Origin of the sequence: Methylocapsa polymorpha, assembly GCF_045689225.1 — a bacterium.
Taxonomy (GTDB): Bacteria; Pseudomonadota; Alphaproteobacteria; order Rhizobiales; family Beijerinckiaceae; genus Methylocapsa; species Methylocapsa polymorpha.
In genome coordinates, this window is the sequence record NZ_CP136863.1 from 149064 (window position 1) to 172461 (window position 23398).

The following is a 23398-nucleotide window of genomic DNA, read 5'->3' on the forward strand; positions in this document are numbered from 1 at the left end:
GGTCATCAGGATCGAAGCGGGTTGATCGAGCCCGCGCGACAACGCAAGATCATACATGTCGATATGGATGCGTTTTTCGCGTCGGTAGAGCAGCGTGACAATCCATGGCTGCGCGGAAAGCCGGTCGCCGTCGGTGGTTCACGCGAACGCGGAGTTGTCGCGGCAGCGAGCTACGAGGCGCGGGAATTCGGCGTCCGCTCGGCGATACCGTCGGTCACGGCCAAGCGAAAATGTCCGGACCTGATTTTCGTGAAGCCGCGGTTCGACGTCTACAGGGCGGTCTCCCAACAGATGCGCGCCATCTTCGCCGAATACACGGCCATCATCGAGCCGCTGTCGCTCGACGAAGCCTATTTGGATGTGACGGAAAATCTCAAGGGGATAGTCTCCGCGACCGAGATAGCGGAACAGATCCGAGCGAAGATCCGCGCCGAGACGAAGCTCACCGCCTCCGCCGGCGTGTCGTATAACAAGTTTCTGGCGAAGCTCGCCTCGGACCATCGCAAGCCCGACGGGATCTTCGTGATCACGCCAAAGATGGGGCCGGCCTTTGTCGAGACATTGCCCGTCCGAAAATTCCATGGCGTCGGACCCGCTACTGCCGCGAAGATGAACAGGCTCGGAATTGCGACGGGACTCGACCTGAAGACGCATCCGCTTGCCTATTTGCAGGAGCAATTCGGAAAATCGGGGCCATACTATTACTGGATCGCGCGCGGGATCGACGAACGGCCGGTTCGCGCCGATCGGATTCGGAAGTCGGTCGGCGCGGAAAACACCTTTTCGGCTGACCTCTTCACCCTCGAGGCGGCGCGCGATGCGCTCCAGCCGATCGTGGAAAAGGTCTGGCGTCATTGCGAGAGCGCTGGAACGCGTGGGCGGACCCTGACGCTGAAGGTCAAATATGCCGATTTCCAGCAGATCACGCGAAGCTGGACGAGCGCAGCGCCTTTTGCGACGCGCTCCGACCTTGAGCGGCAAAGCCTCGAACTCCTCGAATGCCTTTTTCCGCTTGAAAAAGGAATCCGGCTTCTCGGCGTGTCATTGTCGTCGCTGGACGAAGACCAGACGAACGAGCAGCCGCAACTGAGCCTGGCGCTTTAGGTTCTTTGGCCATCGCCAATGCGATTATCGACAGACTGGGCCCCGGCTCCGATGAATAGGAGCAGGTGGCGCCCTACAATCCCGTTGGACGCTATGAAAGTCCGTTTTGAGGCTGCCCGTAAGCTTGAGGAGCGATACATGACCAAGATTGTCTATGAGGTTGTCGAACATGACGGCGGCTGGGCGTACAAGGTCGAGGGGGCGTTCTCCGAGACCTTCCCCTCCCATGACCTGGCTCGCAGCGCGGCGGATCGCGCGGCGAAGGAACAGGTTATCCCCGGAGACACGACGGACATTTTATATGAAGACAAGGACGGTCGTTGGCATGACGAAGCGTCGGCAGGCGGCGATCGACCCGAGACCGACGTCGAGGGCTGAGGCGTCAACCCGGCCAACCGAGGGCGCTGCCGGCGCCACTTTGGCTTCGGAAATGGGCGGGTGGACTATCCATTCGGGGAACGTCAATAAAACGGGGGTAAGGGAATGGCGCGCGTGATTCAATTTCATAAGACCGGCGGCCCCGAGGTTCTGCAAATCGACGAGGTAGACATCGGCGCACCGGGACCCGGCGAGCTGCGGCTGCGTGTGCATGCGTTCGGTCTCAACCGGGCGGAAGCGATGTTTCGCTCCGGTATGTATCTGGAGCAACCGAAGCTGCCGAGCAGGCTCGGCTACGAGGCCGCAGGAACGGTCGAAGCGATCGGCGCAGGCGTGACCGGATTTACTATTGGCGACAAGGTCTCAACCATACCCGCATTTTCGATGAACCAGTACGGCGTCTACGGCGAACAGGCAATCGTCCCTGCGACCGCAACCGTTAAGCATCCGGACCAACTTTCTTGGGAACAGGCGGCTGCGATCTGGATGCAGTACTTGACGGCATATGGCGCGCTGATCGAAGTGGCGCGGCTCGCGCCCGGCGACGCTGTCATCATTACGGCGGCGTCATCCTCGGTCGGGCTCGCGGCAATACAGATTGCCAATGCTGCGGGCGCGATCTCGATCGCGGCCACACGCACGAGCGCGAAACGCGAAGCGCTGTTTGGACATGGCGCGCAGCACGTGATCACGACCGAGGACCAGGATCTGGCTGAGGAGGTGAAGCGGATCACCCACGGCCATGGCGCACGAGTTACCTTTGACCCCGTGGCTGGCGAAGGCGTGGAAACGCTGGCAGAGGCGGCCGCTCAAGGCGGAATCATCATCCTGTACGGTGCGCTTGCCCACTCGGCGACGCCCTTTCCATTGTTCGCGGCGCTTAGAAAGGGCCTGACCTTACGCGGCTACACGCTATTCGAAGTGGTTGGCGACCCTGAGCGGATGCCTAGGGGAAAACAATACGTGCTGGACGGGCTGGCGAGCGGCAAGCTGAAGCCGATCATCGCGAAGACCTTTCCATTTGAGAAGATCATCGATGCCCACCGGTTTATGGAGAGCAACGAGCAAATCGGTAAGATCATCGTCACCGTGGACTAACGTCGACCGCTGGTGTTATGCGCTGTGGCAAAAAATCGGCCATAACTGCAACGGCCGCGCGGCCAGCGAGTCCCAGACTTCGCCTTTCGACGTGAAACTGCGTCAATTTCTGGAGCGAAAGAGAGCTTTGTCGCTTCGCACGCTGTGTTCCTCGGAGCGCGAAAGCGACGTTGCCGATCTCTTTGGCGGCCTATTACCGGGTCTGATACCAAAGGACGGCCACCGGACAGTCGGTGAAGATGCGGCTTGCCCGCCGCGATTCAGGCGAGTTGCATGACTGCTAGGGGGAAGGCTCATTCGTCTAAACGCCGCCGCAGCGCGCCCAGTGTTCGCCCGCCCATGGCGTCAGCAACCACCACGTCGTCATCAGGCACCCGCCAAGACTCCGTCTTTAAGGACGCGTATCGATCGCGACTGGAACACTCTCCTCCGTCGGCTCCGCCGATGGCGCAAGCATGCACGTATTGCGCGGCGCAAACTCAACGAGACGCCACCAGCTTTGCGCACCGTCGCTATAGCGGCGGTGGCTCTCAGTGTCTTCGCGGCGACAAATTTCGCATATCATATAATGCGCAAGCCGACAGAAATGTTTTTTCTCGTGAGCGGCGCGCTCAACAAGATGCCCGCTGAGACCTGGCGGCAGTATGCACCGTTCTTCAACGAATATTCCACTGCCGCCATCACGCCCGAGCTGCTGGCGGCGCTTGCCCAGGTCGAGGGCGCTGGCAATCCGGTAGCGCGCACCTACTGGCGCTGGCGTCTGACTTGGCGCCCCTTCGAAATCTATCAACCCGCCTCAAGCGCCGTTGGCATGTATCAGTTGACTGACGCGGCCTTTTCCGACGCACGGCGCTATTGCATCCGCCACCACACCGTCGTCGAGGATGGCCCTTGGAACGATTGGCGTTCCTGCTGGTTCAACGCGTTCTATTCCCGCGTCGTGCCGAGCCATGCCATCGAGCTTACGGCGGTGTCCTTGGACCGTAATGTCGTGCGGATACTCGCGCGCCGACCAAACGCGCGAGCGAGTTTGCAGCAGATGCAGGACCTCGCCGCCATCGTCCATCTCTGCGGTGCCGGTCGGGCCGCAGCCTTCGCCCACCGCGGCCTTCAACTGATGCCGGGCGAACGCTGCGGCGACCACGATGTCGCCACCTATCTCGCCCAGGTCAACGCGATGAAGCGGCAGTTCCGGCGTCTCGCCGGCGAAAGGTAGAGTGGGGGCGCCTGATCCGTCGCTTCCCCTTGTGAAATCGCCTCCAAACATGACCCCGCCCGACAAGAAGGCTTATATTTGTTTAGTTGGGCAAATTCATTCGCCAGACGGGGGCACTCTTCGCGCGAAAAACGACCCGTTAATAACGCCAGTAATTTCAATGATATCAATGCGCTCCGCGGCCTCCGGGTTGGCCATGTTTGGAGGCGATTTCACACCCACGTGATGCTGAGTGGTCTGGACGCGCTCTTGGCTCCGTTGTCGTGGCTATGGAAAGAGGAGAGACTCTTTGCGGATATAATGCGAGCGAAATATGGGCTGAGATTGAACCCCAGATAAACCGTCTCTTCGTAGTTCAAGTGATGCTGGTCATGTTATACGGGCGCTTGTGACCAAAACAAAGTGTCACATCTTCTATTGGCTCTTGTCCTCTGGCGCTTTTTCGCGGAGTACTTTTATCATGCGTCGCAAAAACTTCTCGGCAAAGGATAGCGTGCGTTCGAACTCTTCCTCGCTTGGCAAACCGGACGAGCCCTTCGGCTGCGCCGTGGGAGCACTGGATAATTTGCTTCTCAATTCGGAGTTCTCCCGGGTCAGCCGAGACACCTCGGCCTCGAGAGCGGCCTTTTCGTCAGCGCTGGCGTGACAGAACGATTGCCCGTCTTTGACCGTGCAGAAAGACACCGATCCGGCCTGAGTGTCGAGGCGCAAGAAGCCGCCCTCAGCAGGAGTCATCGTATAGCGCCCTGGCGCGCCGGCAACAGGCGGCGGGTTTTCTGCGCGCGTCGGGGTGGCAAGCGACAAGGCGCCGCAAAGAAAAATGAGAAAAGCGCGCATTCTACTTCTTTCCTTTGGCTTGCGACCCATTAGATGACCGTTTCGTTTCGCCTTGCGACATTCAATCTTGAAAATTTCGACGTGTTGCGGGGGCGCGAAAGTGAATTCGAGCGGCGGATCGCGGTTCTGAGGCCGATCTTGAGAGGCATGGCGGCCGACGTGCTTTGTCTTCAGGAGGTCGACGCACAGAAGGCCTTGCCGCATGGACCGCGCCAGTTTCTCGCGCTCGACCGTCTCCTCTGCGAAACAGAGTATCAAAGCTACCACCGCGCGGCCAGCGTTCGTCCTGGATCGACGACGCCGGCTGATGTTCATAATTTGGTGATCCTCAGTCGCTGGCCGATCCGAGAGCAGAAACAGCTGCACCATGACATCGTAGCGAAATGGAGCTGGACGCCTCCAGGTGAAGGCTCATCGCCGCCGCGGCCGATTGAAATCGAGTGGGACCGTCCTCTCCTCTATGCGAAGATCGCTTTGCCTGGAGACGTTGCTCTTCATGTCGTCAACCTTCACCTTCGCGCGCCGCGCGGGGTGCCTATCCCGAATGACCGCAAAAACGTCGGTTGCGTCTCGAGCCGCGCCTGGGCCGAGGGTCAATTCCTTGCAGCCCAACGACGGGAGGGGCAGGCGCTAGAAGTCCGACTGTTCGTCGAGCGTCTTTTCGATTACGAACCCAACGCACTCATCGCGATCTGTGGCGATCTCAATTCGGAAGAGCATGACACACCCGCGCGACTTCTGACTGGGACGCCGGACGAAGACTGTGAAACAATGTCCCGGCGGGCGCTCGTTCCGTTGGGGATGCGTGTCGAGGAGGCGCATCGGTTTACCGTCGTGCATGCCGAACGCCGGGTACTTATCGACCATATTTTAGCGTCGCACCCTCTGGCCGCCAGCTGCACGGGCGTTGTGATCTTAAACGAGGGATTGCAAGATGAAGTCAAAGCGAAAGAGCCGGTCCTCGGCTCGCTGCATGCACCCGTCGTTGCGTCTTTCGCACTAGACGTAGAGACCGTCTTCAACGCCGAACACGTAGTCACCCCGAAGGAAAGCTAGCGCCTATGACCGGCTAGCACGGCGTAGCGCTTCGTCTTGTTCCTCGCTCCGGCAAAGACCCCAATCTCCTAGCATCCTCAGGTTTAAGACGGTCTCATGCGCACCACACGGGCAAATCATCCCCAGAATCCAGGACGCAACGCAGCGGCGGATTCGTCCTGATCGTCATGGCTGAGGAATTTCGGCCAAAAGATTTCACCACCTGCTCCCGTGCATATCCGGTGTTGAGATACATCACGTGGATCGAAATAACCGGAACCCCGGCTCCTCTGACGACGAAGGTCTGGATGGCAGAATCGTTGAGGTAATGAACCTTGACGCGGGCGCAACTCTTGACCTCACGCAGCCATAGTTAGCGTCCGCAAGGGGATCAAGCCCGTCAACCCTCGCGCCTTTGCATGCTCTCCCAAGCAAAGGCGCCGACACCGAGAAAGCGGCGCAGAAGACGATCGACAAACTCTACGCCAAGATAGGCCAACGGCGGGTAGAAAATGGTTTTTAGCTCGGAGGTCCGGAAGATGAGGATCGTCATCGAAAGCTGGCGGCGTCATTACAATACCCTACGGCCACATGGATCGCTCGGCTACAAGCCGCCTGCGCCGGAGGTCTTCGTGCCCGCCATGACCGCGCGGGCGGCTTCGCAACCCCGACCAGCTACGCCGCCCGCGCTGGCATCGAGGCCGTCAATGCACTAACATCGATACCGGACCCGTCAATGGGGGCCGATCACTCGCATCGGCTTCGGCGCACTCTACCCCCTCATTAAATTGACTATGCCCAAATGAACCATTTGATCGGGACACTCACTAATAGAGCCGACTCGTCAAGCCGGCTCTATACCGCTATCTGCGTTTCGCTTCCCTACCAATAGCGGTGGTGATAATACCGGTTGTGGTAATGGCGGTGATAATACCGGCGATGGTAATAAGGATGATAATAATGCCGTCTGTGGTAGTAGTATGTCTTTTCGACAGGGAACGCATCCGCGATGGGCTTTTCAAGAGTCAGCACCGCCGGCGCCGCCATGCCGACGCCGTTCATTGGCGTGGCTTGGGCCAAGTTGGCGCCGCCTATGATTGCGCCATAGGCGGCGCAGGCCGCTAGAACGACTATTCTTATGAATTTCATCTTTTCCTCCTTCAAGGCAATAGACATTTGCATAGTGAAGGTGCATCCGAATTGCGCGTAGAGCAATGATAATTTATCGGTTTCGCGGGTCTCCTTGAATTTAACTTGATAACAAGGAGAGCACCATGGTGTGGGGTTATCTGCGCACCAGTCTTCGCATCTTCCCGGTCGGTGTAGAGTCGTTAAACTGCATAGAGCAGCAGAGGCTTGTCTCGGCATCATGCCGGCGTGTGGCTCGCGGCCTGAGCGCCCCATCGATAATACAGGCACGCGTCCGCTGGGCCGGCGCTCAAGGCCGCTTAGGTAGGCATCAAGGACCACTGGCTCATGAAGCCGGCAACGCATATAGCGACATGGCCGCGGCCTCCCTCCGATGGCAGAATGTCTAGCTCTTGATTCGCCCCTCAAACTCTACGTGAAACGTTGAATTGTCTTCGAAGTCATGACCAGTTTCCAAGAACTTTTGGGCGTCCGATCACAACGAGCAGGCGCCTGTAGTCAGAGTGGATTCAAGCTTGATCGGGGACCGAATCGAGAGACTCGTCAACGGCGATGGTCGATCCCCTGTTTACCGAGCGCATCTCACTCAGCGGCGCCGGTCGCGCGAATCCTCCGCTTCGTCGCCCCGCAAAACGTTATGGACGAACTGCACGAGCCGTCGGCGTTGATGGTCGTCAAGGGAGTCATAGAGCGGCTTCGCTGCGTCGGCGATTTGCCGCAAGTTCGTGGACTGCACCGTAAGGGCATCGGCCTCGCGTTGCATCTCCCCAATGTCGTCAGGCGCCATATTACTACGTGCGTCCCGTTCCGTCGGGGCCTCAACATTTTTGTCTTCCTCTGCCGCCGGAGGGGAAGCGGGGGCGGATGATTCGCTGGAGGCGTTGCCGGTTTGACCATCGCGCTCGCCTGCCAAACTCTTGGCGCGCTTCACCGCGATATCGTGCAGCACGGACTCAAGGCCGGGCCAATGTTTGGCTTGTTCGGCCGACAGGCGAAGGTTCGCCTTGAGATCCGCGATGCCCGCGTCGGCATGGTCGACCCATTGGCTGATTGAAAAGGCAGGCCTTTCTGCCCGATCGCTCCGACCATGAGCGACATAGGCCGAAGGAAGGACTACGGCAGCCGCAATGCCCAGGGTCGTAAGGCAGGACGCAATACTTTTCTGCATGACTTTTGTCTCCCAGCTGGTTTCTGATGTTGAGCTGACGCTAAAATGCCCTCCTGTGGCCGATGCGCGTTTGTTTCGAGCAAGATCTTATTGCTTGAACTCGACTTTTGGCAGTTTGATTGTGATGTCGTTATTCGTTCTCTGATAATACAGGTATCCAACCACGGCCAACGCAACAAGCAGCGCGCCAATGATTACAATAGTGATAGGATTCATCCGGGAGTCTCCCGTTTGGGTGTTTCCGAAGAATGCTTTTCGACCAAGTCGTGTGCTTCGAGCAATTTACTCAGCGGCCCCCACCGCCTTGGTCACCACTTGGGCCACCGCCGCCCCCAGTTCCAGCGCGACCGCTCTTCGGTGCGCTGCCTCCGCCGCTGTGACCGCCTTGGTCACCACCAGGGCCGCCGCCACCGCTCGGACCGACGCCTTCGCCGCCGTGAGCACCACCGTGGCGACCGCCACCCTCGTCGTGACGACCGCCCTGGCCACCACCGCGACCCGGAGCACTCCAACCATGCCAGCCATGGCCGCCGCCCCAGCCGAGGCCGCGCCGCCGAGCATAGCCGCACCAGTACCAGCCGGGTCCTTGCCATCCCGCAGGATACCAACAATATCGGCGGCCGCCGAAGGAGAACTGGACGTTCTCGATGTAACTCACAGGAGCGGCTTCTTGCAGCGCCTTGAACAATGGCGCCGCTTGCGCGCGATCGAAGTAAAGCGCACTTCCCGCTGTTAGCGAAATCGCCGCCGTCGTCACCAGAATGAATGTTCGCATGCCCTTCTCCTCTCCTCTTGGCCTTCCACGGACGATTCTAACTTTGACTGTGATCTGAGGCCTGGCTCCTGACCATATTGACGCTGGCCGCCCGTAGCGCGGGATGCTCCCATGCGGGCGTGGACGGACTGGGAGGCGCCGCGAAATCGGTCCTCGACGAGGCTCGCGCCAAGAGCGAACGATACGCGGCGACATAGTTGCGAGCCATCCGCCCGACAGTGAAACGCGCCTCGAATTCGGCTCGAACGGCGGCTCGGCTCATCATTGCCGTCTCCCGGACGGCAGTTACGGCGGCTTCCATCGAATCGACGATCACGCCGCAGACGTGATCGGTGACGACCTCCGGAACCGAGCCTTTACGCCAGGCGATAACCGGCGTTCCGGCCGACATGGCTTCGATCATCACCAGCCCAAACGGCTCCGGCCAGTCGATCGGAAACAAAAGCGCCCGCGCCTTGCCGAGGAATCGGCATTTTTGGCTCTCGTCGATCTCGCCAAGGAATTCGACGAACGAATGGCCGAGGAGGGGCTCGATCTCAGCCTTGAAATACGCCATGTCCGCGGTGTCGACCTTGGCCGCGATTTTTAAGGACATCCCAGTCCGTTTGGCGATTTCTATCGCTCGATCCGGGCGCTTTTCAGGTGAAATGCGCCCCAGGAACGCGAGATAATCGCCACCTTCAAGGTCGAATGGGCAGACATGCGAAGGGAGGCCGTGCGAGATTGTCGCGAGCCAATTGGCGTTCGCGGGCATGGGCAGGCGCTGCGCATTCGAAATCGAAACCAAAGGCATTTCCGGATAGGCTTCATAAAGCGGCAGAGTATCTGGCTGATCGAGACGCCCGTGCAACGTCGTCAGACATTTATGCGCAAGATCGTGAAACAGGGCTTGGGGCAGAAGGTCGACGTGAAAATGGATGATGTCGAATTCATCAGCTCTGCGCCGCACCTCCCGCAACATGCACAGCGTGCTGCCAATATGATCGCGGATTCCCGCAAGTCTTAGGCTTTGCGGAGCGCATACGACGAGGTCCGCTTCCGTCTGCGATCCTCCGCTTGCAAACAAGGTCACCTTGTGCCCTTGCCGAACGAGCTCTTCCGCCAACCAGCAAACTACCCGCTCTGTTCCACCGTACAACTTTGGGGGTACGGCTTCGGCCAGAGGAGCGACGAGCGCGATGCGCATCTGTTGTCCCTTCACCAAGAACGTCCTTCTAGCTTGGCAATGCGCTAACCCCGTTGAAGTTCCCGCTCTTTCCTGGCGAAGGCGGTGTTGTTGCATAGCCAGCATCGTAGGAATCCGCAGCAGGCCGCCGAAAATCAACGGGATGTGAGAAACTCCCGCTTGCACTCCAGCGTGTACCCACCGGCGCCATTCCCGTCATCTGAAACCCTCCAAAGCCGATCCCACACAATCAGCCCTTAGGGACCTTCTCGAAGGCAAGATCACTCCGATCTTACCTTACTACCGTGCACGTCCCACACTTACGACGGAGCCATCCGACCCACCTGCTAGCACGGCGACATGGGGACGATCTCAATGCCAGTCTTCTGGTCATCATTGGCCGGTTGCAGCTTTGCCAGCGCCTTGCTGGCGCATGGACACGTCGCTGACGATTTGCGAAAGGTCCGTGTGTCCAAGCCAGGTCGGGAAGCGCCGCGGTCGGGTTAGAGCGACCAGAAAACGCTCGCCCCATGATTGAACGTCGTTTGTCATTAGCGCCTGGAATATGGCCTCGTGACGAGAGCGGCGCTGATCCAGCGGCATCGTCAGCGCCTGCGCGATAGCAGACCCAACCGACTCGGGATCGTACGGATTGACAAGAAGCGCAGCGTCGCATTCGACGGCCGCGCCCGCAAATCGCGACAGAATGAGGACCCCTGGATCTTCGGGATCTTGCGCCGCCACATATTCCTTGGCGACAAGGTTCATCCCATCACGTAGCGGGGTGACAAGTCCGACGTCAGCGGAACGATAGAGGCCCACAAGGGCGGATCGACTGTGGGCCCGGTTCACATAACGGATCGGTGTCCAAGACGCCTCACCGTACCTCCCGCTGATGCGCCCTGCCGTTTCGTCGATATGGCGTTCTATGTCTGCATATTCTCGAATTTCCGAGCGGCTTTTGGGCGTAATCTGCAGATAGGTCACCTTTCCCCGCCAATCGGGATGCGTCGACAGAAAGTGATCGAAGGCTTCCATCCGCAGTGCGATGCCTTTGGAATAATCCAAACGATCGACGCCAATGATCATAACGCGGCCGCCAAGGCTCTCAACGACGTCTCGCACGAAAGGCGAATGTACTGCGCGTCGTGCGAGCCGATTAAGTTGCGCTGTCTCGACGCCAACCGGAAAAATGCCGATCCGGACCATCCGGTCCGCCGCTTGGAATGTGTACGGATCACGGCTCGGCATTCCGCATTCTGTCCGTAGATAGCGCGCGAAATTTTCGGCGTCGATTTCGGTCTGAAAACCGACGAGGTCGTAGTAACCCATGGCCGGAATGAGGCGTTCATGATTCGGAAGCGCCGTCAGAATCTCTGGTGGTGGAAACGGGACATGGTGAAAAAAACCGATCTTGTTACGGTGACCGCCGTCCCGAAGCGCCATAGCCAACGGCAGCAGGTGATAATCATGAACCCATACAACGTCGTCGGATCGCAGAATTTTGTGCAATTCCTCCGCGAAGCGCTGGTTAACCCGCATATAGCCGCTGAGGTCGCGGCGAGAGAATTCCGCAAGATCCAGCCGGTAATGCAAAATCGGCCAGAGTACTCTATTGGCATATCCATTGTAATATTCTTGGTAGTCCTCTTCCGCCAGATCGGTCAGCACGTACGCTTGACGGCCCTGCTGAATCGTTCGAACGGTCACATCTGATGCGGCTGCGACCCGACCGCTCCATCCAAACCAAATTCCGGGATGTCGCTTCAGACCGGGCGGATCGCGACCGCAAGCCCGCCTGCTTTGCTTGCGCCGTGGCGGCTCGGGACCGCGACACGATTGGACACGACAACCAGTCTGGTCAAAGTTACCCTCCAGCTGTAGCCGATGACGAGCCACGTAGAGCAACCCCGTCACAGCTGGAGTTTAGGCCAGATCGAGCGGAGTGCGATGCGTACGCGTTTGCGAGGTCGGAGGGGCAACAAGCTCTACGTTTACTGCGCCGGGGCGCTCGGAGCAACTGATGGCCGCGAACCCGGCGTGACGTTTCGCAGTGCAATGACCTTAGCTGGCGCGGCCAGAGATTGTGAATAAGGGTTCCGCCCATTTCCCAATACAGTTCGGGCCCTCACCCGTGCGTCGACTCGCGCAGGCAGTCCTCCATCGCGAAAACCTGCGCACGCTCCACTGCCGAATAAGTGGCAATCCGCTAGCGCTTCAGTTCGACTTTGGGCAGTTCGATTGTGATGTCGTTCCTCGTCCTTTGATAATAGAGATATCCTAATGCAGCCACCGCAACGACGAGCGCCCCGATGATTGCTACAGTGACTGGCTTCATCAGACTATTCTCCAGTTCGAGTGCCTTCGCCGCTTCACCTGATTCCCGAGATACGCAACGCAGGGGCGCGGCCCGGTGTCGGGGCCGCGCCTTCTACGCCAAGAGTTCAACGCGCCTCGGCCGCTTTCATTTGAGGCTAGCATGCCAATCATCGACATCCTTCTTCACCGCGTCCTTGGCATGGCCGTAACGCTCTTGGATCTTGCCTTCGAGCTGATCACGCTTGCCGTTTATCGCGGCAAGATCATCGTCAGTGAGCTTGCCCCACTTTTCCTTGACTTTGCCGACAAACTGCTTCCAGTCACCTTCGATACGATCCCAATTCATGAAACACTCCTGTCAGTTGGTTTGCCAGTTGTCACCGGGGGGACAGCGCCCTCCGCCCGAACGGACTTCTGATCGAGCGCCCCTTCGTGTCTGAGGGTGGGACCACTCGAGACTAAACCGCATACAGCCTGCTTGTGATCTCTGTTCGGAATTGTGAAACAGCGCGATAAACGATATGGGCTCTGTATCCCACTTGCTAAGGATGCAGGCATTAAGTCCAGCGCCCGCCGCTGCACCCCGCCGATATCGCGGCCCGCTGACCGGTCAGCGGAGGTTCACGCCGCCGAGGAGCCAGAGCACGACGACCACGACGAGCACCAGACCAAGAACGCCGCCGAGTCCAGCCGTTCCATACCGGCTGTGGCCGTAATAGCCGCCTCCGCCGAGCAGAATGATCAGCACAACGACGATCAAAATCGTGCTCATTATCTATCTTCCTTTCAATCGAGTGGGGAGATCTCTGTATTGCGTATTTGAACTGGGACAGAGGCGCCCGTGGATCAAGACGATCGCATCTAGTCGGCGCTGTCTGCATTAAACTCGAAAGAGGCTCAGCAAGCTTTCCTCCATCGCCGTTGTACTTCCGCTCCATGCGCTGAATGGCTGGTCGACTTTCGCCGATCATAGCCGACGGGGCGTCCGGGATGGAGATTCGGAAACTACTTAGACCGTCGCCGGCTTTTCTGCTTACGCTTCCCGCATACGATAGGTCCGCTTGCTCGCCCACATTTGGCAATCCGCACCCAAGCAAGGCCTTCCACCCACGCTGACACAACAAATATGCACATGCGTTCTCTTCGATACATTGACCTAGATCAATGGACTGGCTCCATGATGCTCAGGAGCGACATGGTGTGTCGTGATCGCGATCCTGGATCGCAGCAAGATGGTGCATGTGCAATCTGTTCTGAGGCGCGGCTCATGCAGTTCGCGCCTGACGATCTGCGGGCGAGCGAAGGGGACGATTCGTGGGGCCTGCAACGGTGATTTGTGGGGCTAACAGCGGCGCGACTATCGCAGGCAAATATGGTCCATTGATTTAAGTCAATCAGCTTTCGGCGCTGTTATGCAAAAGTTGCGACGTCTCTTCCTCAATGTAGCGGAACCCGCATGAAGAAGCATTTTTTTATAGCGACGACAGTTGCACTTCTGGCTCTGCCCAACCTATTTTCCAGCGTCTTGGCAGCGCCGCCCGAACCATCCGAGCGCGCCGGGGCTCATCATCCACGGTTTTCGGCAGAAGACTTCGCCGCCTTCACGGACGCCCACATCGCAGCGCTGAAAGCGGGCCTTAAACTGACGCCGGCACAAGAAAAGAATTGGCCTGCCCTCGAAACGACGTTACGCGAACAGGCGAAGGCACACGCCGCGCTTGCCGCGGAATGGCGTGACGGAGTCGAGGAACCTCACGAGCGTTCAGGGGAACCGCGTGAAAGGACCGAGGAACGTCGCGACGTGATCGAAGGCCTACGGCAACGCGCTAAACACCTTACGGCGCGCTCGACCGAACTCGCGGCGCGCTCCACCGAGCTAGAAAAGCTCGCCGAGGCGGCAAAGCCTCTCTACGACAGTCTCAATGATGCACAAAAACGCCGCCTCAGGCCGCTTCTGCACACTGCCGCCGGCGGACCTTGGCATCACGCACACGAAGGCTTTCATCCCAGCGAGGATTTCGATGGGCATGAGGATGCCGAGCACGGCGATCAATAAGCACCCCATCTGAAACTTTAGGCCGAGCGACTCTTGCGAACAACCACCGCGCTCGCCAAGTTCGTCGAACCCTTGGATCTTTTAGATGTCTTTTCGATAATCCTGGCCTGCCCTGCACTTGAGCAAAATGAGAAGGAAGAATGCAATGGCCGCTACCAAATCCAAGATTGCAGAACACCACACTAAAGCTGCTGAGCATCATGAAACAGCCGCGCAGCACCACCGCGAAGCCGCAAAGCACCACGAGGCGGGATCGATCGAGCAGGCCGCCCATCACGCGCAGGTGGCGTATGGCCATGGCGCGCACGCCTGGAATTACCAAGAGGAAGCCGCGAAAGCTCACGCGGAGCTTCACGCCAGCAGTAAAAAATAAATCATCTCGTCCACGAGACCGATTTCGACGCGCGTCGACTGGCTTCAGCCGTCTCTTTAGTTATCGCGCGCGCCGCGCCCGCATGTTCGGCGGAGCCGAACATGCTTCTCAGGGGCTGTTTGGAGCCCCTTCATCAATTCCTCGAACCGGAGAAAATCTAATGAGCACGCTCCTTATCATCCTTATTTTATTGCTATTGTTTGGCGGCGGCGGCGGATATTACGCCTATAACACCTATGGTGGAACGGGTCTCGGCGGCGTGCTCGGCACGGTGCTCGTCATTTTTCTGATCCTCTGGCTCCTCGGCCTGGTCCGCTGAATTCTGCGCGAGAATTAAGGGCCGTCGTCTCATCGTCGAACAAGTCCGAGCGGCGCGCTTGCCGCGTTGCTCGATTAGAGCGGCGCGAGTGTCCTCGGCGGGGCGCGCGTTCGAGCGCCGGCGCGAGCCCCTTTGACTTTATCGCCGTAAGGGCTCCGACGAGCCCCGGAGAGACGCCATGGTTGATATGTCAAGCCCCGAATTTGAATCTGGAACTGAAGACGCGATAATTGAAATGGTAGGCGTCGAGCTTCCATCTCGAAACGCGGAGGCTGAGGAGGCTCAAGACCATGCCATTTCATGGGCTGCAATTGTAGCCGGCGGCGTTGCTTCCGCGGCCTTGACGCTTGTGTTGCTGGCGTTCGGCGCGGGTATCGGTTTGTCCGCCGTCTCACCCTGGGCAAATTCCGGGATCTCCTCCGCCACATTCAATATTGGCGCCGGCATATACCTTTGCATCATCGCAGTGATGGCGTCCGCCATCGGCGGCTATCTCGCTGGGCGCTTGCGCACCGAATGGGTCGGCGTTCATACCCATGAAGTCTATTTTCGTGACACGGCGCACGGCTTTCTCGCCTGGGCATTTGCCACGGTCCTCAGCGTGGCGGTGCTAGCTTCCACGGCGGCGAATATCGTTAGCGGCGCGGCGGCGGGCCTTAACCAAGCGAATGGATCCGCCGCTGGTCAATCGGCTGGGCCCATGGCCGGCTTCGTGGATCTGTTGTTGCGCGCAAATCCCGCCACGACGCGAAGCGACGCCGTTGACGTTGCAGTGGCGCGCAGTGAGCTTGATCGCCTGTTCGCCTCCCGTCTCAGCACTGGCGAGGAGTTTTCCGCGGCAGACCACAGTTACCTGGCGCAGGTAGTCGCGGCGCACACGGGATTGATTCAGGCGGATGCAGAAAAGCGTGTGTCCCAGGTAATTGAGCAGGCCAAAAGCGCCGTCGACAGCGCGCGCAAGGCCGGTGCGCGATTTGCCCTCTGGTTGACCGCCTCGCTGTTGTTAGGGGCTTTCTCTGCGAGTCTCGCTGCGACAGAGGGAGGAGGTCTCCGCGACGGAACTTGGAAATACTAGGGTCCAGACTCATAACCAATAGCTGACGGTTGCGGCGATGCAGACTGCGGCAAGAAAGTTCGCGGCGTTTCGATCGTAGCGGGTCGCCACCCTCCTAAAGTCTTTGAGACGACAAAACATGCGCTCGATGGCGTTGCGGTTGCGATAGAGGAACGGCGAGAAGCAGTTCTTCCATTTGCGATTGGCCTTTGGCGGAATGTTCGGCATCGCGCTGCGTTCCTCGACCTGCCGGCGGATGGCGTCGCTGTCGTAACCCTTATCGCCGTGCAGGATTTCGCAGGCGGGCAGCCGGGCGAGCAGTTCCGCGCCCGCCGTACAGTCGGCGACCTGGCCGCCGGTCAGCATGAAAGACAGCGGGCGGCAGGCCGCATCGGTCAAGGCGTGGATTTTTGTTGTGCGTCCGCCGCGAGAGCGGCCGATGGCCTGATTTTTCTCCCCCCTTTGCCGCCGCTGGCCGATCGATGCGCCTTCACCGCCGAGGAGTCGATGAGAACCTGCACAGGTGGCCCGCCTGCTTGCGCAAGCGCGTGGAACAGATCGACCCAGACGCCTTTGGCTGCCCAGCGGACATAGCGATTGTAGAGCGTCTTTTTCGGCCCGTAATCCGGCGGCGCATCGATCCAGCGTCCGCCAGATTTCAAAACATGAATGATCCCGCTGATGACCCGGCGGTCGTCGACGCGCGCCTTGCCGCGGGTATCGATTGGTAGATGCGGCGCAATCTTCGAAAACTGCGCGTCCGTCAGCCAAAACTGGTCGAGAATCATCGGCTTTCCTTTCGGAAACCGTGAATCACGCCACGCGCCTCATGCCAACCAATTTATGGGTCCGGACCCTAAGTCACAGCACGGTTTATCGTGAAGTTAATATGAAAGGAAGTGTTATGGGTCGTTCGATTCTTCTTTGGCTGCTAGGCGTGCCAATCCCAATCATTATTCTGCTCGCTATTTTTCACCGCTAGACCGTTTTCACGTGTGGCGGAATCGAGTTTGGATTCCAAAGAGGTTTAGTTCGTCATTTGCTTTCCTCGTTGATTCCTCGAGGAATTGCGACCGGCAGAGCTTACCATCAGGATTTGCGTGAGCGGGTCATGATAGCTGTCAAATCTGGAACTGGCGCGTATGCGGCAGCATCTGTTTTTCAGTTCAGCGTATCCTATGTCGACAAAGCTTTCGGAAAGCGGCGGACGACCGAGAGATCCGCGCGCGTCATTGGCCGAGCGGCCCCGAGCCGAAGGAGCCGCGCATGACGAGGCCCTTTCCGCGCGTGTGATGAGCGAACCCGACGCGACGCTCGCCGCATTGCGGAACTGGCTCCTCACAGAGCACAATATGACGGTCAGCTGGGTTGGCGTTGAAAAAGACTGCGGCGCCTCAGGCGCAAAAGAAGTCATTGCGCGTCGCCGAACAAGATCGCGCCATGTCGCCAAGGCGGGCGAGGAATAGCGCGCCAACTGGCCCGCTCTCGTCCTCGAGGCTTACGAGATCGAGGATGATCATCGCGGAAAGCTACGTTGTTTCCGCGCCGGTCTCCGGGCGGACCGGTTCACCCCATCAAGTGAAGGCGGCAGACTTCGGCGGCTGCCTTCCGATGCGTCAGACCCGCGTACCAAAGACGGCGCCGATCCCGGCGGTCACAGCCATCGCAAGCGCACCCCAGAAGGTAACGCGGATCGCGGCCTTCAGCATGTTGGCTCCACCCGTCTTCGCCCCGACGACACCCAACAGTGCAAGAAACAGCAGAGACGCGATAGAGACCGCCTCAACCACGAACCTATTCGGCGTCGCGAGAGCCATCATCAGCGGAAGAGCCGCACCAACCGAAAATGCTGCTGCAGACGCCAGAGCCGCCTGGATCGGTCGCGCCGCGGTCGTGTCCGATATCCCCAGTTCGTCGCGGGCGTGAGCGCCGAGCGCATCACGCGCCATTAACTGCTCCGCGACCTGCTGCGCAAGCGCCTTGTTCAGACCGCGTTTGACGTAAAGTCCAGCCAACTCTCTCAATTCGCCATCGCGATTGTCACTCAGCTCCTGACGTTCGCGCCCGATATCCGCCCGTTCGGAAACGGACTGCGAACTGACTGATACATATTCTCCCGCCGCCATCGACATTGCGCCGGCAACAAGTCCAGAGACACCGGCAATCAGGACGCTTTGATGCGTACCCTGCGCGCTCGCAACGCCAATAATCAGGCTGGAGGTCGAGAGGACGCCGTCATTCGCCCCCAGAACCGCCGCCCTTAGCCAACCAAGGCGCGCGACCACATGATGTTCCAAATGTCCGGGACGACAAACCATCTTCGCTTCCTTGTTTGCGACAGCGTCGACCAAAGCTTAAAGGGCCGACAAATATGCCGACAACCTATAGTGGGGCGTATCGCGCCAGGAGGATAACGGGTCATCGCAAATGCCGCCGCGCGTCTTCGCATGGCGCGAAAGTGCCGGTCTACGAGACAGCCGAGGCACTCCGCGGAAAACCACGGTCATCAGTGGCGAGGCGATGCTCGGACAGCCACATCGGGAACTGAAGCTGTCCCGATGGATAGTACAAAAACCGAACGATATCCAGACGATTATGTTCGTTTGCTCGGAATGATTATAGGTACGTGGCACGCGTCCATAGCGCGACAAATTGCCATTAAGAGATATTCAACTGAAAACGCGTCAACGGAACCAGAACGAGGATCTTCACGTTAACGAAATGCCGCGTGGGAAAACGCGTTGCAATCAATCTTTGAGGAGATCAATCATGAGCAGCACTACCGACAAGATCAAGGGCGTGGCCAACGAGGCCGCCGGCACGATCAAGGAGGGCGCCGGCAAGGCCGTAGGCAACCCGAACCTTGAGGTCGAAGGCGCCGCGCAGAAGCTCAAGGGCGAAGTCCAGCAGACCGTTAGCAAGGCCAAGGACGCCGTCAAAAATGTCATCGACAAGGCCTGAGCTTACTCATCATGATAGTAAAAAGGCGGCCGTTCCGGTCGCTTTTTTTCTTACCTGCTTCGGATGGGTTTGTCCCGCCATGAGCTTTCGGATGGGGTTCCTGATCGCCTGATCTTTAGGCTCCGCCAACATCCCTTTGGAAAGTGTCGACTGCTGCGGCGCTCGACTGCTTCAGCAAAATTCGTATGGCTTCGCCGACGCGACAGTCGCGCCATGACTTTGAGACGCAGCGAAGCGCTTGACCCAAAGGCTCTAGGTATTTTCCGAGTCTCGCACAGTCGACGTTCGGCCTGATACGTTAGCTTTGCTGCGCCAAATGTCTGTCCTCGGCAGGACTATTGGCCAGGGATATAAAGTCGCGGCGCAGAAGAGGGCAAAAGTGATTAGGGACATCGCATGAAGACAAAAATTCTGAAACTAGCTGTGATTTTGACCTTCCTGGCCTTGCCCTTGGCGGCCGGGGCCCAAGGGATTGAACGCGGCGCAGCTGAAGGCGCTGCGGCGGGCGGCAGAGCGGCTGGACCTGTTGGGTCGGTTGTAGGTGGCGCAGTGGGAGGCGTGGCCGGCGGCGTCGCCGGGGGCGTCGAAGGCGTCCTCGGAGTGCCGCAGCGCACTGGATATCGCTATCGCCATTACTCCCGCCCTGGTTACTATCGCCGACACCACTATTACCGGCGCCACTACTATCATCGCTACTCGCGCCAGCGTTATTGACGTGTCCGGAGTTCGTTGGAGGTGTGAGACAATCAACATCTAACCATGCTCTGTTTCTATAGGGCCGCCGCGGCAACAGGGATCCGATGAAGATGCGCTGGGCTCCGACGTCTTTGGCCACGAGCGCGGCGACCTGACCGCTGCGGGCCATCCCAAAGATCTCGTAGTCGGCAATTATGCGTTGGCCGGCCCCCTTCGACTTGAAGCAGAGACCGTGTTGAACCGACAGCTCGATGTCACGGCAACGTGGCGTGAAGGCGCGGGCAGAGACTTTCGAGATTGGCGCCGATATAATTTTGAACCGGTGACCGAAGCCGCGCGTTGTAGGCGCGAAAGTCACGCCGCCCGACCGGGCGAATTGGTTTCCTGGGCGCATCATCGAATTCCGAAGTAAACAGGATTAGCAATTTTAGGATCGTGCGGCCGCGACCAAAAAGGACCCCGCCGCAGAGTGACTATCGAGCTCCAAATCAAAAGCCTGATGGGGGAAAATCATGCAAAAGGGTATCGTGTCTTGCTTTACGGCCATGGGTATAGCGGCGGCGATCATCGCTCCTTTGGCGTATGGAGCGCAGGGTCAAGAGAATCGGGGGGAAAGGCGCGCCCTCACAGTCAACGAAAGTATTGATCGCGCTGATGCGCGCATCGCCAATCTCAAGGCGGACCTGCGCCTGTCGTCTGGTCAGGCCGGACATTGGTCCGGCCTTGAATCGGCGCTGCACGACATTGCGGCGAAGCGCGCCAAAAGCTGGGCGGCGTCGGCCGGGGGAGCTTCACCGAACTCGGCCCTAGAAGGGGACCGTTCGATTACGGAAGACGAGAAAGAACGAGACGCCCACCCGCAGCGGGACGCGCGCAAGGCGCCGCCGGACGACATTGATGGGATGCGGCAAGAGGCGGACGCCTTGACCTTGCAGGCCGCGGACCTCCGCCAGATCGCCGACGCAGCAAAGCCGCTTTACGACACGCTCGATGACCGCCAACGCCATCGGCTTGTGCAGTTCATTCATGAAGATCTGAGGGCCAACGAAACGGACGATCGGCGCGACCGCCGCCGCTGATTGTGAGGTCTCTCACCAGCGATTGGAGCGCTCAAAAACAAATCGACGAATAGCCTTGATGCCTTTCAAAGCTCGTCTCAAAGCTGGGGTGATACGGGTTTCGTGTCGTTATTGGCCTGGGGAATGGGATGACGTGGCGGATTCTGCTGGAGCTGACGCAGGAGGATGGGAACGAAACGTTCGGCGGTCACGAAGCGTCAGCGGCGCCGCTTCCGAGACCGCCGGGCCGACGCACAATGCCGCCATCAACGAGCGTGTGAGCATTGCTGCGTTCTTCGTCCTTTCAAAGATCGACGTGCGCGACGGCTGGCGACCTTATTCGGGGGCGTGCAGTTTGACGTGCCTCGCTTCAAACCCTGTCGCTATGGGGTTGCCTCGCGTCGAAGCGGGAGGCCCCTTGGCGGACCTCATGCCCAACCGCTGTACGGCCGGAATACGATCGTCCTCTCGCCAAAATGGGGAGTTTGGCGGCTTATGGCCGCGCGGCGGCGCTAATGGCTAAATTCTTGCTCGGACAAAGCGCCTGCGATCGAGATAGCCCGCTGGCGCACCCTTGGGCGCGAGATTGGAGCGGAACATCTTGACAGCAAACCGTCCGATCGACTGCCGGCGATTGCGATTTCGTTTGACGGCGCACTTATCAGATTCGCTTCTTTGAGTTGATGGTTGCTTACACCAGCAACGACCACGGGCAGCAGAGCCTATACAGCAGCGTCGCAGTCGAGGCGGATCGGGAGCACCTGCAATTGAATGCTGTTTTGCGCTATCTCAGGGCAACGTCGACAACGCCAGTGACGGTGCTGAGTGACGGTCGTCAAGAGGAGTTCACTTCATGCTTAAGGGTCAAACAGCGGTAATGAATGGCACATTTGACCGCGACCACTTGGCCATCCGATCAAAGAACCAGTATGACCGCGCTGCCTCTTGTTCGCTCACGTTTGACGTGTCTTTTATGATATTGTGGCGCTGACGCCTATTCTAATTGTTTGATTCTGTCGCCACGTGTGATTGCGCCGTGATGCCCCAAGAACGCCCCAGACATTTGGAATTCTCGCCGCTTGATTTGAGTTACTCACAGGTCGATAAGTAAGGCGACATTTTGATAGCATTTAGGTCGCTTGTTTGCTAGATACTGGCATGAAGCGAGAGGGGCGGAGATTTGATCATCAGACGCTGGAAGTCATTCGACTGATAGCGGTAGAGCGGGTTTGTTGCGGTGAGCCTGCATTCTCTGTAATCGCTTCCTATGGCTTCAACAGGACGACGATCTACAAATGGATCAAGGCGGCCGCTCAGCCGGGTGTCGGGCTGAAGGCGTTGCATGCGAAACCGGCGACGGGACGGCCGCGCAGTTTGACGCCTCGCCAGGAGCAACAGGTGTTTCGCTGAGTAAACGGCAAGGATCCGCGCCAGTATGGCTTGGACTTCGGGCTGTGGACGCGGTCCGTTGTGGCCGGGCTCATAGCGCAGAAATTCGACGTTCGGCTCGGGGTGACTGCCGTCGGGGAACTGCTCGCCAAGCTGGGACTGACGCCGCAAAAGCCCTTGCAACGCGCCTATCAGCGCGACCCGGAGGCGATCGAGAGGTGGCGGCGTGAGATTTTTCCGCGCATCGCCCATGAGGCGAAAGAGGCTGGGGGCGAGGTCTATTTCTGGGACGAGTCGGGGTTTCGCGCCGACGCCGTGCACGGCAAGACCTGGGGTGTGAAAGGACAGGCGCCTATTGTCAAACGCCCTGGGCAAAGGCAATCGATCAGCGCCGCGTCGGCCGTGAACTCCAAAGGCGCATTCTGGTATTGCACCTACCAAGGAGGTCTCAACGCCGAATTGTTCGTCGCCTTGCTGAAGAAGATGATGCGCCGCCGGGTGAAGCCCGTGCACCTGGTGGTCGATGGACTGCTGGCTCACAAGACCGCGCTGGTGAAGGATTATATTGCATCGACAAATGGATTGCTGACGTTTCATTTTTTTGCCGGGATATGCTCCAGAACTGAACCCGGACGAATTGGTCTGGAGCCATGTGAAACGGACCGGAGTGGCGAGAACGCCTCTCCGCAAAGGGAGCAACTGCGTGATAAGATCGAAGCGCAACTTGCCGCCATCAAAAGAACGCCGCAGCTTGTCCACTCATTCTTCAAGGCGCCCGATGTCGCCTATATTACCGCCTGGTGAGTTAAATTTCCGAGCCGCTCGGTGCGTTGACTTCTCAAGTGGCGACACAGCCCTTTTACTGGCGTTCGACCCCAATTTCTTAAAATTCAGGAGAACGACATGTCTGATGCCAAGCCTACCGAGACAACTTCGCAAGTTTCTGCCGCGGACTTGGCTGCGCTGCAGAACAACATTACAAAATTGACCGCGTCAATTTCCGCACTCGCGCCCAAGCCGGCTTCGGCTACGCCAAGCACGGTCTATCCCTTTCTGTCGGTGCTCGCTGCATTTTCCGCCGGTTTACTGATTGGGGTGATAAGCCATATAAAAAAATGAAGCCGACTCAGGCTCAGGAGCGGTCGATTGAACGGATTCGGAAACCTGCATCGGAACCACCTCGATCACCGGAAGCATGGGTTTGCCGCCCGCTAAAGCTTGGCTTCGCTTACAATTGTGGAACAACAA

At 58.7% G+C, this 23398-nt stretch carries 24 protein-coding genes and 3 pseudogenes; 16 read left to right on the plus strand and 11 right to left on the minus strand.

Going from position 1 to position 23398, the window contains the following annotated elements; genetic code table 11:
• Nucleotides 1–63: 63 nt before the first annotated feature.
• The 4 genes from dinB (at nucleotide 64) to RZS28_RS19230 (ending at nucleotide 3796) form a co-directional block, all read left to right on the plus strand.
• A complete protein-coding gene (gene dinB, locus RZS28_RS19215; RefSeq protein ID WP_318655282.1) occupies nucleotides 64–1104 on the plus strand; it encodes a DNA polymerase IV in 1041 nt (346 codons plus the stop codon).
• A 138-nt stretch (nucleotides 1105–1242) separates the two neighbouring features.
• The gene (locus RZS28_RS19220) at nucleotides 1243–1482 is read left to right on the plus strand and encodes a DUF2188 domain-containing protein (RefSeq protein WP_318655020.1); all 240 of its coding nucleotides are present in this window, start codon (nucleotides 1243–1245) and stop codon (nucleotides 1480–1482) included.
• 105 nt (nucleotides 1483–1587) lie between these two features.
• The gene (locus RZS28_RS19225; protein WP_318655021.1) at nucleotides 1588–2580 is read left to right on the plus strand and encodes a zinc-dependent alcohol dehydrogenase family protein; all 993 of its coding nucleotides are present in this window, start codon (nucleotides 1588–1590) and stop codon (nucleotides 2578–2580) included.
• Between the two features lie 598 nt (nucleotides 2581–3178).
• Nucleotides 3179–3796 (plus strand): lytic transglycosylase domain-containing protein, encoded by a 618-nt coding sequence (locus RZS28_RS19230; RefSeq protein WP_407341182.1) that lies wholly within the window; start codon nucleotides 3179–3181, stop codon nucleotides 3794–3796.
• A gap of 414 nt (nucleotides 3797–4210) precedes the next feature.
• Here RZS28_RS19230 and RZS28_RS19235 read toward each other — a convergent pair whose 3' ends face one another.
• A complete protein-coding gene (locus RZS28_RS19235; RefSeq protein WP_318655023.1) occupies nucleotides 4211–4633 on the minus strand; it encodes a hypothetical protein in 423 nt (140 codons plus the stop codon).
• Between the two features lie 33 nt (nucleotides 4634–4666).
• On the opposite strand from RZS28_RS19235, the gene RZS28_RS19240 reads away from it, so the two are divergent.
• Together RZS28_RS19240 and RZS28_RS19245 are read left to right on the plus strand one after the other, a co-directional pair.
• Nucleotides 4667–5689, plus strand: coding sequence for an endonuclease/exonuclease/phosphatase family protein (locus tag RZS28_RS19240; RefSeq protein ID WP_318655024.1), 1023 nt, complete (start codon nucleotides 4667–4669; stop codon nucleotides 5687–5689).
• A 521-nt stretch (nucleotides 5690–6210) separates the two neighbouring features.
• A pseudogene (locus tag RZS28_RS19245) lies at nucleotides 6211–6384 on the plus strand (integrase core domain-containing protein); the annotation flags it as partial.
• 166 nt (nucleotides 6385–6550) lie between these two features.
• On the opposite strand, the gene RZS28_RS19250 reads toward RZS28_RS19245, so the two are convergent.
• From RZS28_RS19250 to RZS28_RS19285, 8 genes and pseudogenes are all read right to left on the minus strand, one after another.
• Nucleotides 6551–6817, minus strand: a complete 267-nt coding sequence (locus RZS28_RS19250) for a hypothetical protein (RefSeq protein ID WP_318655025.1) — start codon at nucleotides 6815–6817, stop codon at nucleotides 6551–6553.
• 586 nt (nucleotides 6818–7403) lie between these two features.
• The gene (locus RZS28_RS19255) at nucleotides 7404–7985 is read right to left on the minus strand and encodes a hypothetical protein (RefSeq protein WP_318655026.1); all 582 of its coding nucleotides are present in this window, start codon (nucleotides 7983–7985) and stop codon (nucleotides 7404–7406) included.
• Between the two features lie 282 nt (nucleotides 7986–8267).
• Nucleotides 8268–8510, minus strand: coding sequence for a hypothetical protein (locus RZS28_RS19260; protein WP_318655028.1), 243 nt, complete (start codon nucleotides 8508–8510; stop codon nucleotides 8268–8270).
• A 287-nt stretch (nucleotides 8511–8797) separates the two neighbouring features.
• On the minus strand, nucleotides 8798–9946 hold the full coding sequence (locus RZS28_RS19265) for a glycosyltransferase family 4 protein (protein ID WP_318655029.1): 1149 nt from the start codon (nucleotides 9944–9946) through the stop codon (nucleotides 8798–8800).
• Between the two features lie 462 nt (nucleotides 9947–10408).
• Nucleotides 10409–11790, minus strand: a pseudogene (gene otsA, locus RZS28_RS19270) (alpha,alpha-trehalose-phosphate synthase (UDP-forming)); the annotation flags it as partial.
• 344 nt (nucleotides 11791–12134) lie between these two features.
• Nucleotides 12135–12263, minus strand: coding sequence for a hypothetical protein (locus RZS28_RS19275; protein ID WP_318655030.1), 129 nt, complete (start codon nucleotides 12261–12263; stop codon nucleotides 12135–12137).
• A gap of 126 nt (nucleotides 12264–12389) precedes the next feature.
• Complete coding sequence (locus tag RZS28_RS19280) at nucleotides 12390–12590, minus strand: CsbD family protein (RefSeq protein WP_318655031.1); 201 nt, start codon at nucleotides 12588–12590, stop codon at nucleotides 12390–12392.
• A 264-nt stretch (nucleotides 12591–12854) separates the two neighbouring features.
• Entirely contained in the window at nucleotides 12855–13016 is a 162-nt protein-coding gene (locus tag RZS28_RS19285) for a DUF3309 family protein (RefSeq protein WP_318655032.1), read from the minus strand.
• Nucleotides 13017–13700: 684 nt separating this feature from the next.
• Here RZS28_RS19285 and RZS28_RS19290 point away from each other — a divergent pair.
• From RZS28_RS19290 to RZS28_RS19305, 4 genes are all read left to right on the plus strand, one after another.
• Nucleotides 13701–14300, plus strand: coding sequence for a Spy/CpxP family protein refolding chaperone (locus RZS28_RS19290; RefSeq protein ID WP_318655033.1), 600 nt, complete (start codon nucleotides 13701–13703; stop codon nucleotides 14298–14300).
• Nucleotides 14301–14445: 145 nt separating this feature from the next.
• Nucleotides 14446–14673, plus strand: a complete 228-nt coding sequence (locus tag RZS28_RS19295; RefSeq protein ID WP_318655034.1) for a hypothetical protein — start codon at nucleotides 14446–14448, stop codon at nucleotides 14671–14673.
• Nucleotides 14674–14833: 160 nt separating this feature from the next.
• The gene (locus RZS28_RS19300) at nucleotides 14834–14992 is read left to right on the plus strand and encodes a DUF3309 family protein (protein WP_318655035.1); all 159 of its coding nucleotides are present in this window, start codon (nucleotides 14834–14836) and stop codon (nucleotides 14990–14992) included.
• Nucleotides 14993–15170: 178 nt separating this feature from the next.
• The gene (locus RZS28_RS19305) at nucleotides 15171–16067 is read left to right on the plus strand and encodes a hypothetical protein (RefSeq protein WP_318655036.1); all 897 of its coding nucleotides are present in this window, start codon (nucleotides 15171–15173) and stop codon (nucleotides 16065–16067) included.
• 9 nt (nucleotides 16068–16076) lie between these two features.
• Here RZS28_RS19305 and RZS28_RS19310 read toward each other — a convergent pair.
• Nucleotides 16077–16834 (minus strand): IS5 family transposase gene (locus RZS28_RS19310; RefSeq protein WP_407341183.1). Its coding sequence is split into 2 segments (ribosomal slippage): nucleotides 16077–16499 and nucleotides 16502–16834, totalling 756 coding nucleotides; the frame shifts between segments, so codons are not numbered across the junction.
• A gap of 504 nt (nucleotides 16835–17338) precedes the next feature.
• On the opposite strand from RZS28_RS19310, the gene RZS28_RS19315 reads away from it, so the two are divergent.
• A complete protein-coding gene (locus tag RZS28_RS19315) occupies nucleotides 17339–17512 on the plus strand; it encodes a hypothetical protein (RefSeq protein WP_407341184.1) in 174 nt (57 codons plus the stop codon).
• A 150-nt stretch (nucleotides 17513–17662) separates the two neighbouring features.
• Here RZS28_RS19315 and RZS28_RS19320 read toward each other — a convergent pair whose 3' ends face one another.
• Nucleotides 17663–18364: a VIT family protein gene (locus RZS28_RS19320; protein ID WP_318655039.1), complete on the minus strand. Its 702-nt coding sequence runs from the start codon at nucleotides 18362–18364 to the stop codon at nucleotides 17663–17665.
• Nucleotides 18365–18815: 451 nt separating this feature from the next.
• On the opposite strand from RZS28_RS19320, the gene RZS28_RS19325 reads away from it, so the two are divergent.
• From RZS28_RS19325 to RZS28_RS19345, 5 genes and pseudogenes are all read left to right on the plus strand, one after another.
• A complete protein-coding gene (locus RZS28_RS19325) occupies nucleotides 18816–19007 on the plus strand; it encodes a CsbD family protein (protein WP_318655040.1) in 192 nt (63 codons plus the stop codon).
• A gap of 396 nt (nucleotides 19008–19403) precedes the next feature.
• Nucleotides 19404–19721, plus strand: coding sequence for a hypothetical protein (locus tag RZS28_RS19330; protein WP_318655041.1), 318 nt, complete (start codon nucleotides 19404–19406; stop codon nucleotides 19719–19721).
• A 494-nt stretch (nucleotides 19722–20215) separates the two neighbouring features.
• Nucleotides 20216–20782: a hypothetical protein gene (locus RZS28_RS19335; protein WP_318655042.1), complete on the plus strand. Its 567-nt coding sequence runs from the start codon at nucleotides 20216–20218 to the stop codon at nucleotides 20780–20782.
• A 1137-nt stretch (nucleotides 20783–21919) separates the two neighbouring features.
• Nucleotides 21920–22954, plus strand: a pseudogene (locus RZS28_RS19340) (IS630 family transposase).
• A 99-nt stretch (nucleotides 22955–23053) separates the two neighbouring features.
• Entirely contained in the window at nucleotides 23054–23269 is a 216-nt protein-coding gene (locus tag RZS28_RS19345) for a hypothetical protein (RefSeq protein WP_318655043.1), read from the plus strand.
• Nucleotides 23270–23398: the final 129 nt, after the last annotated feature.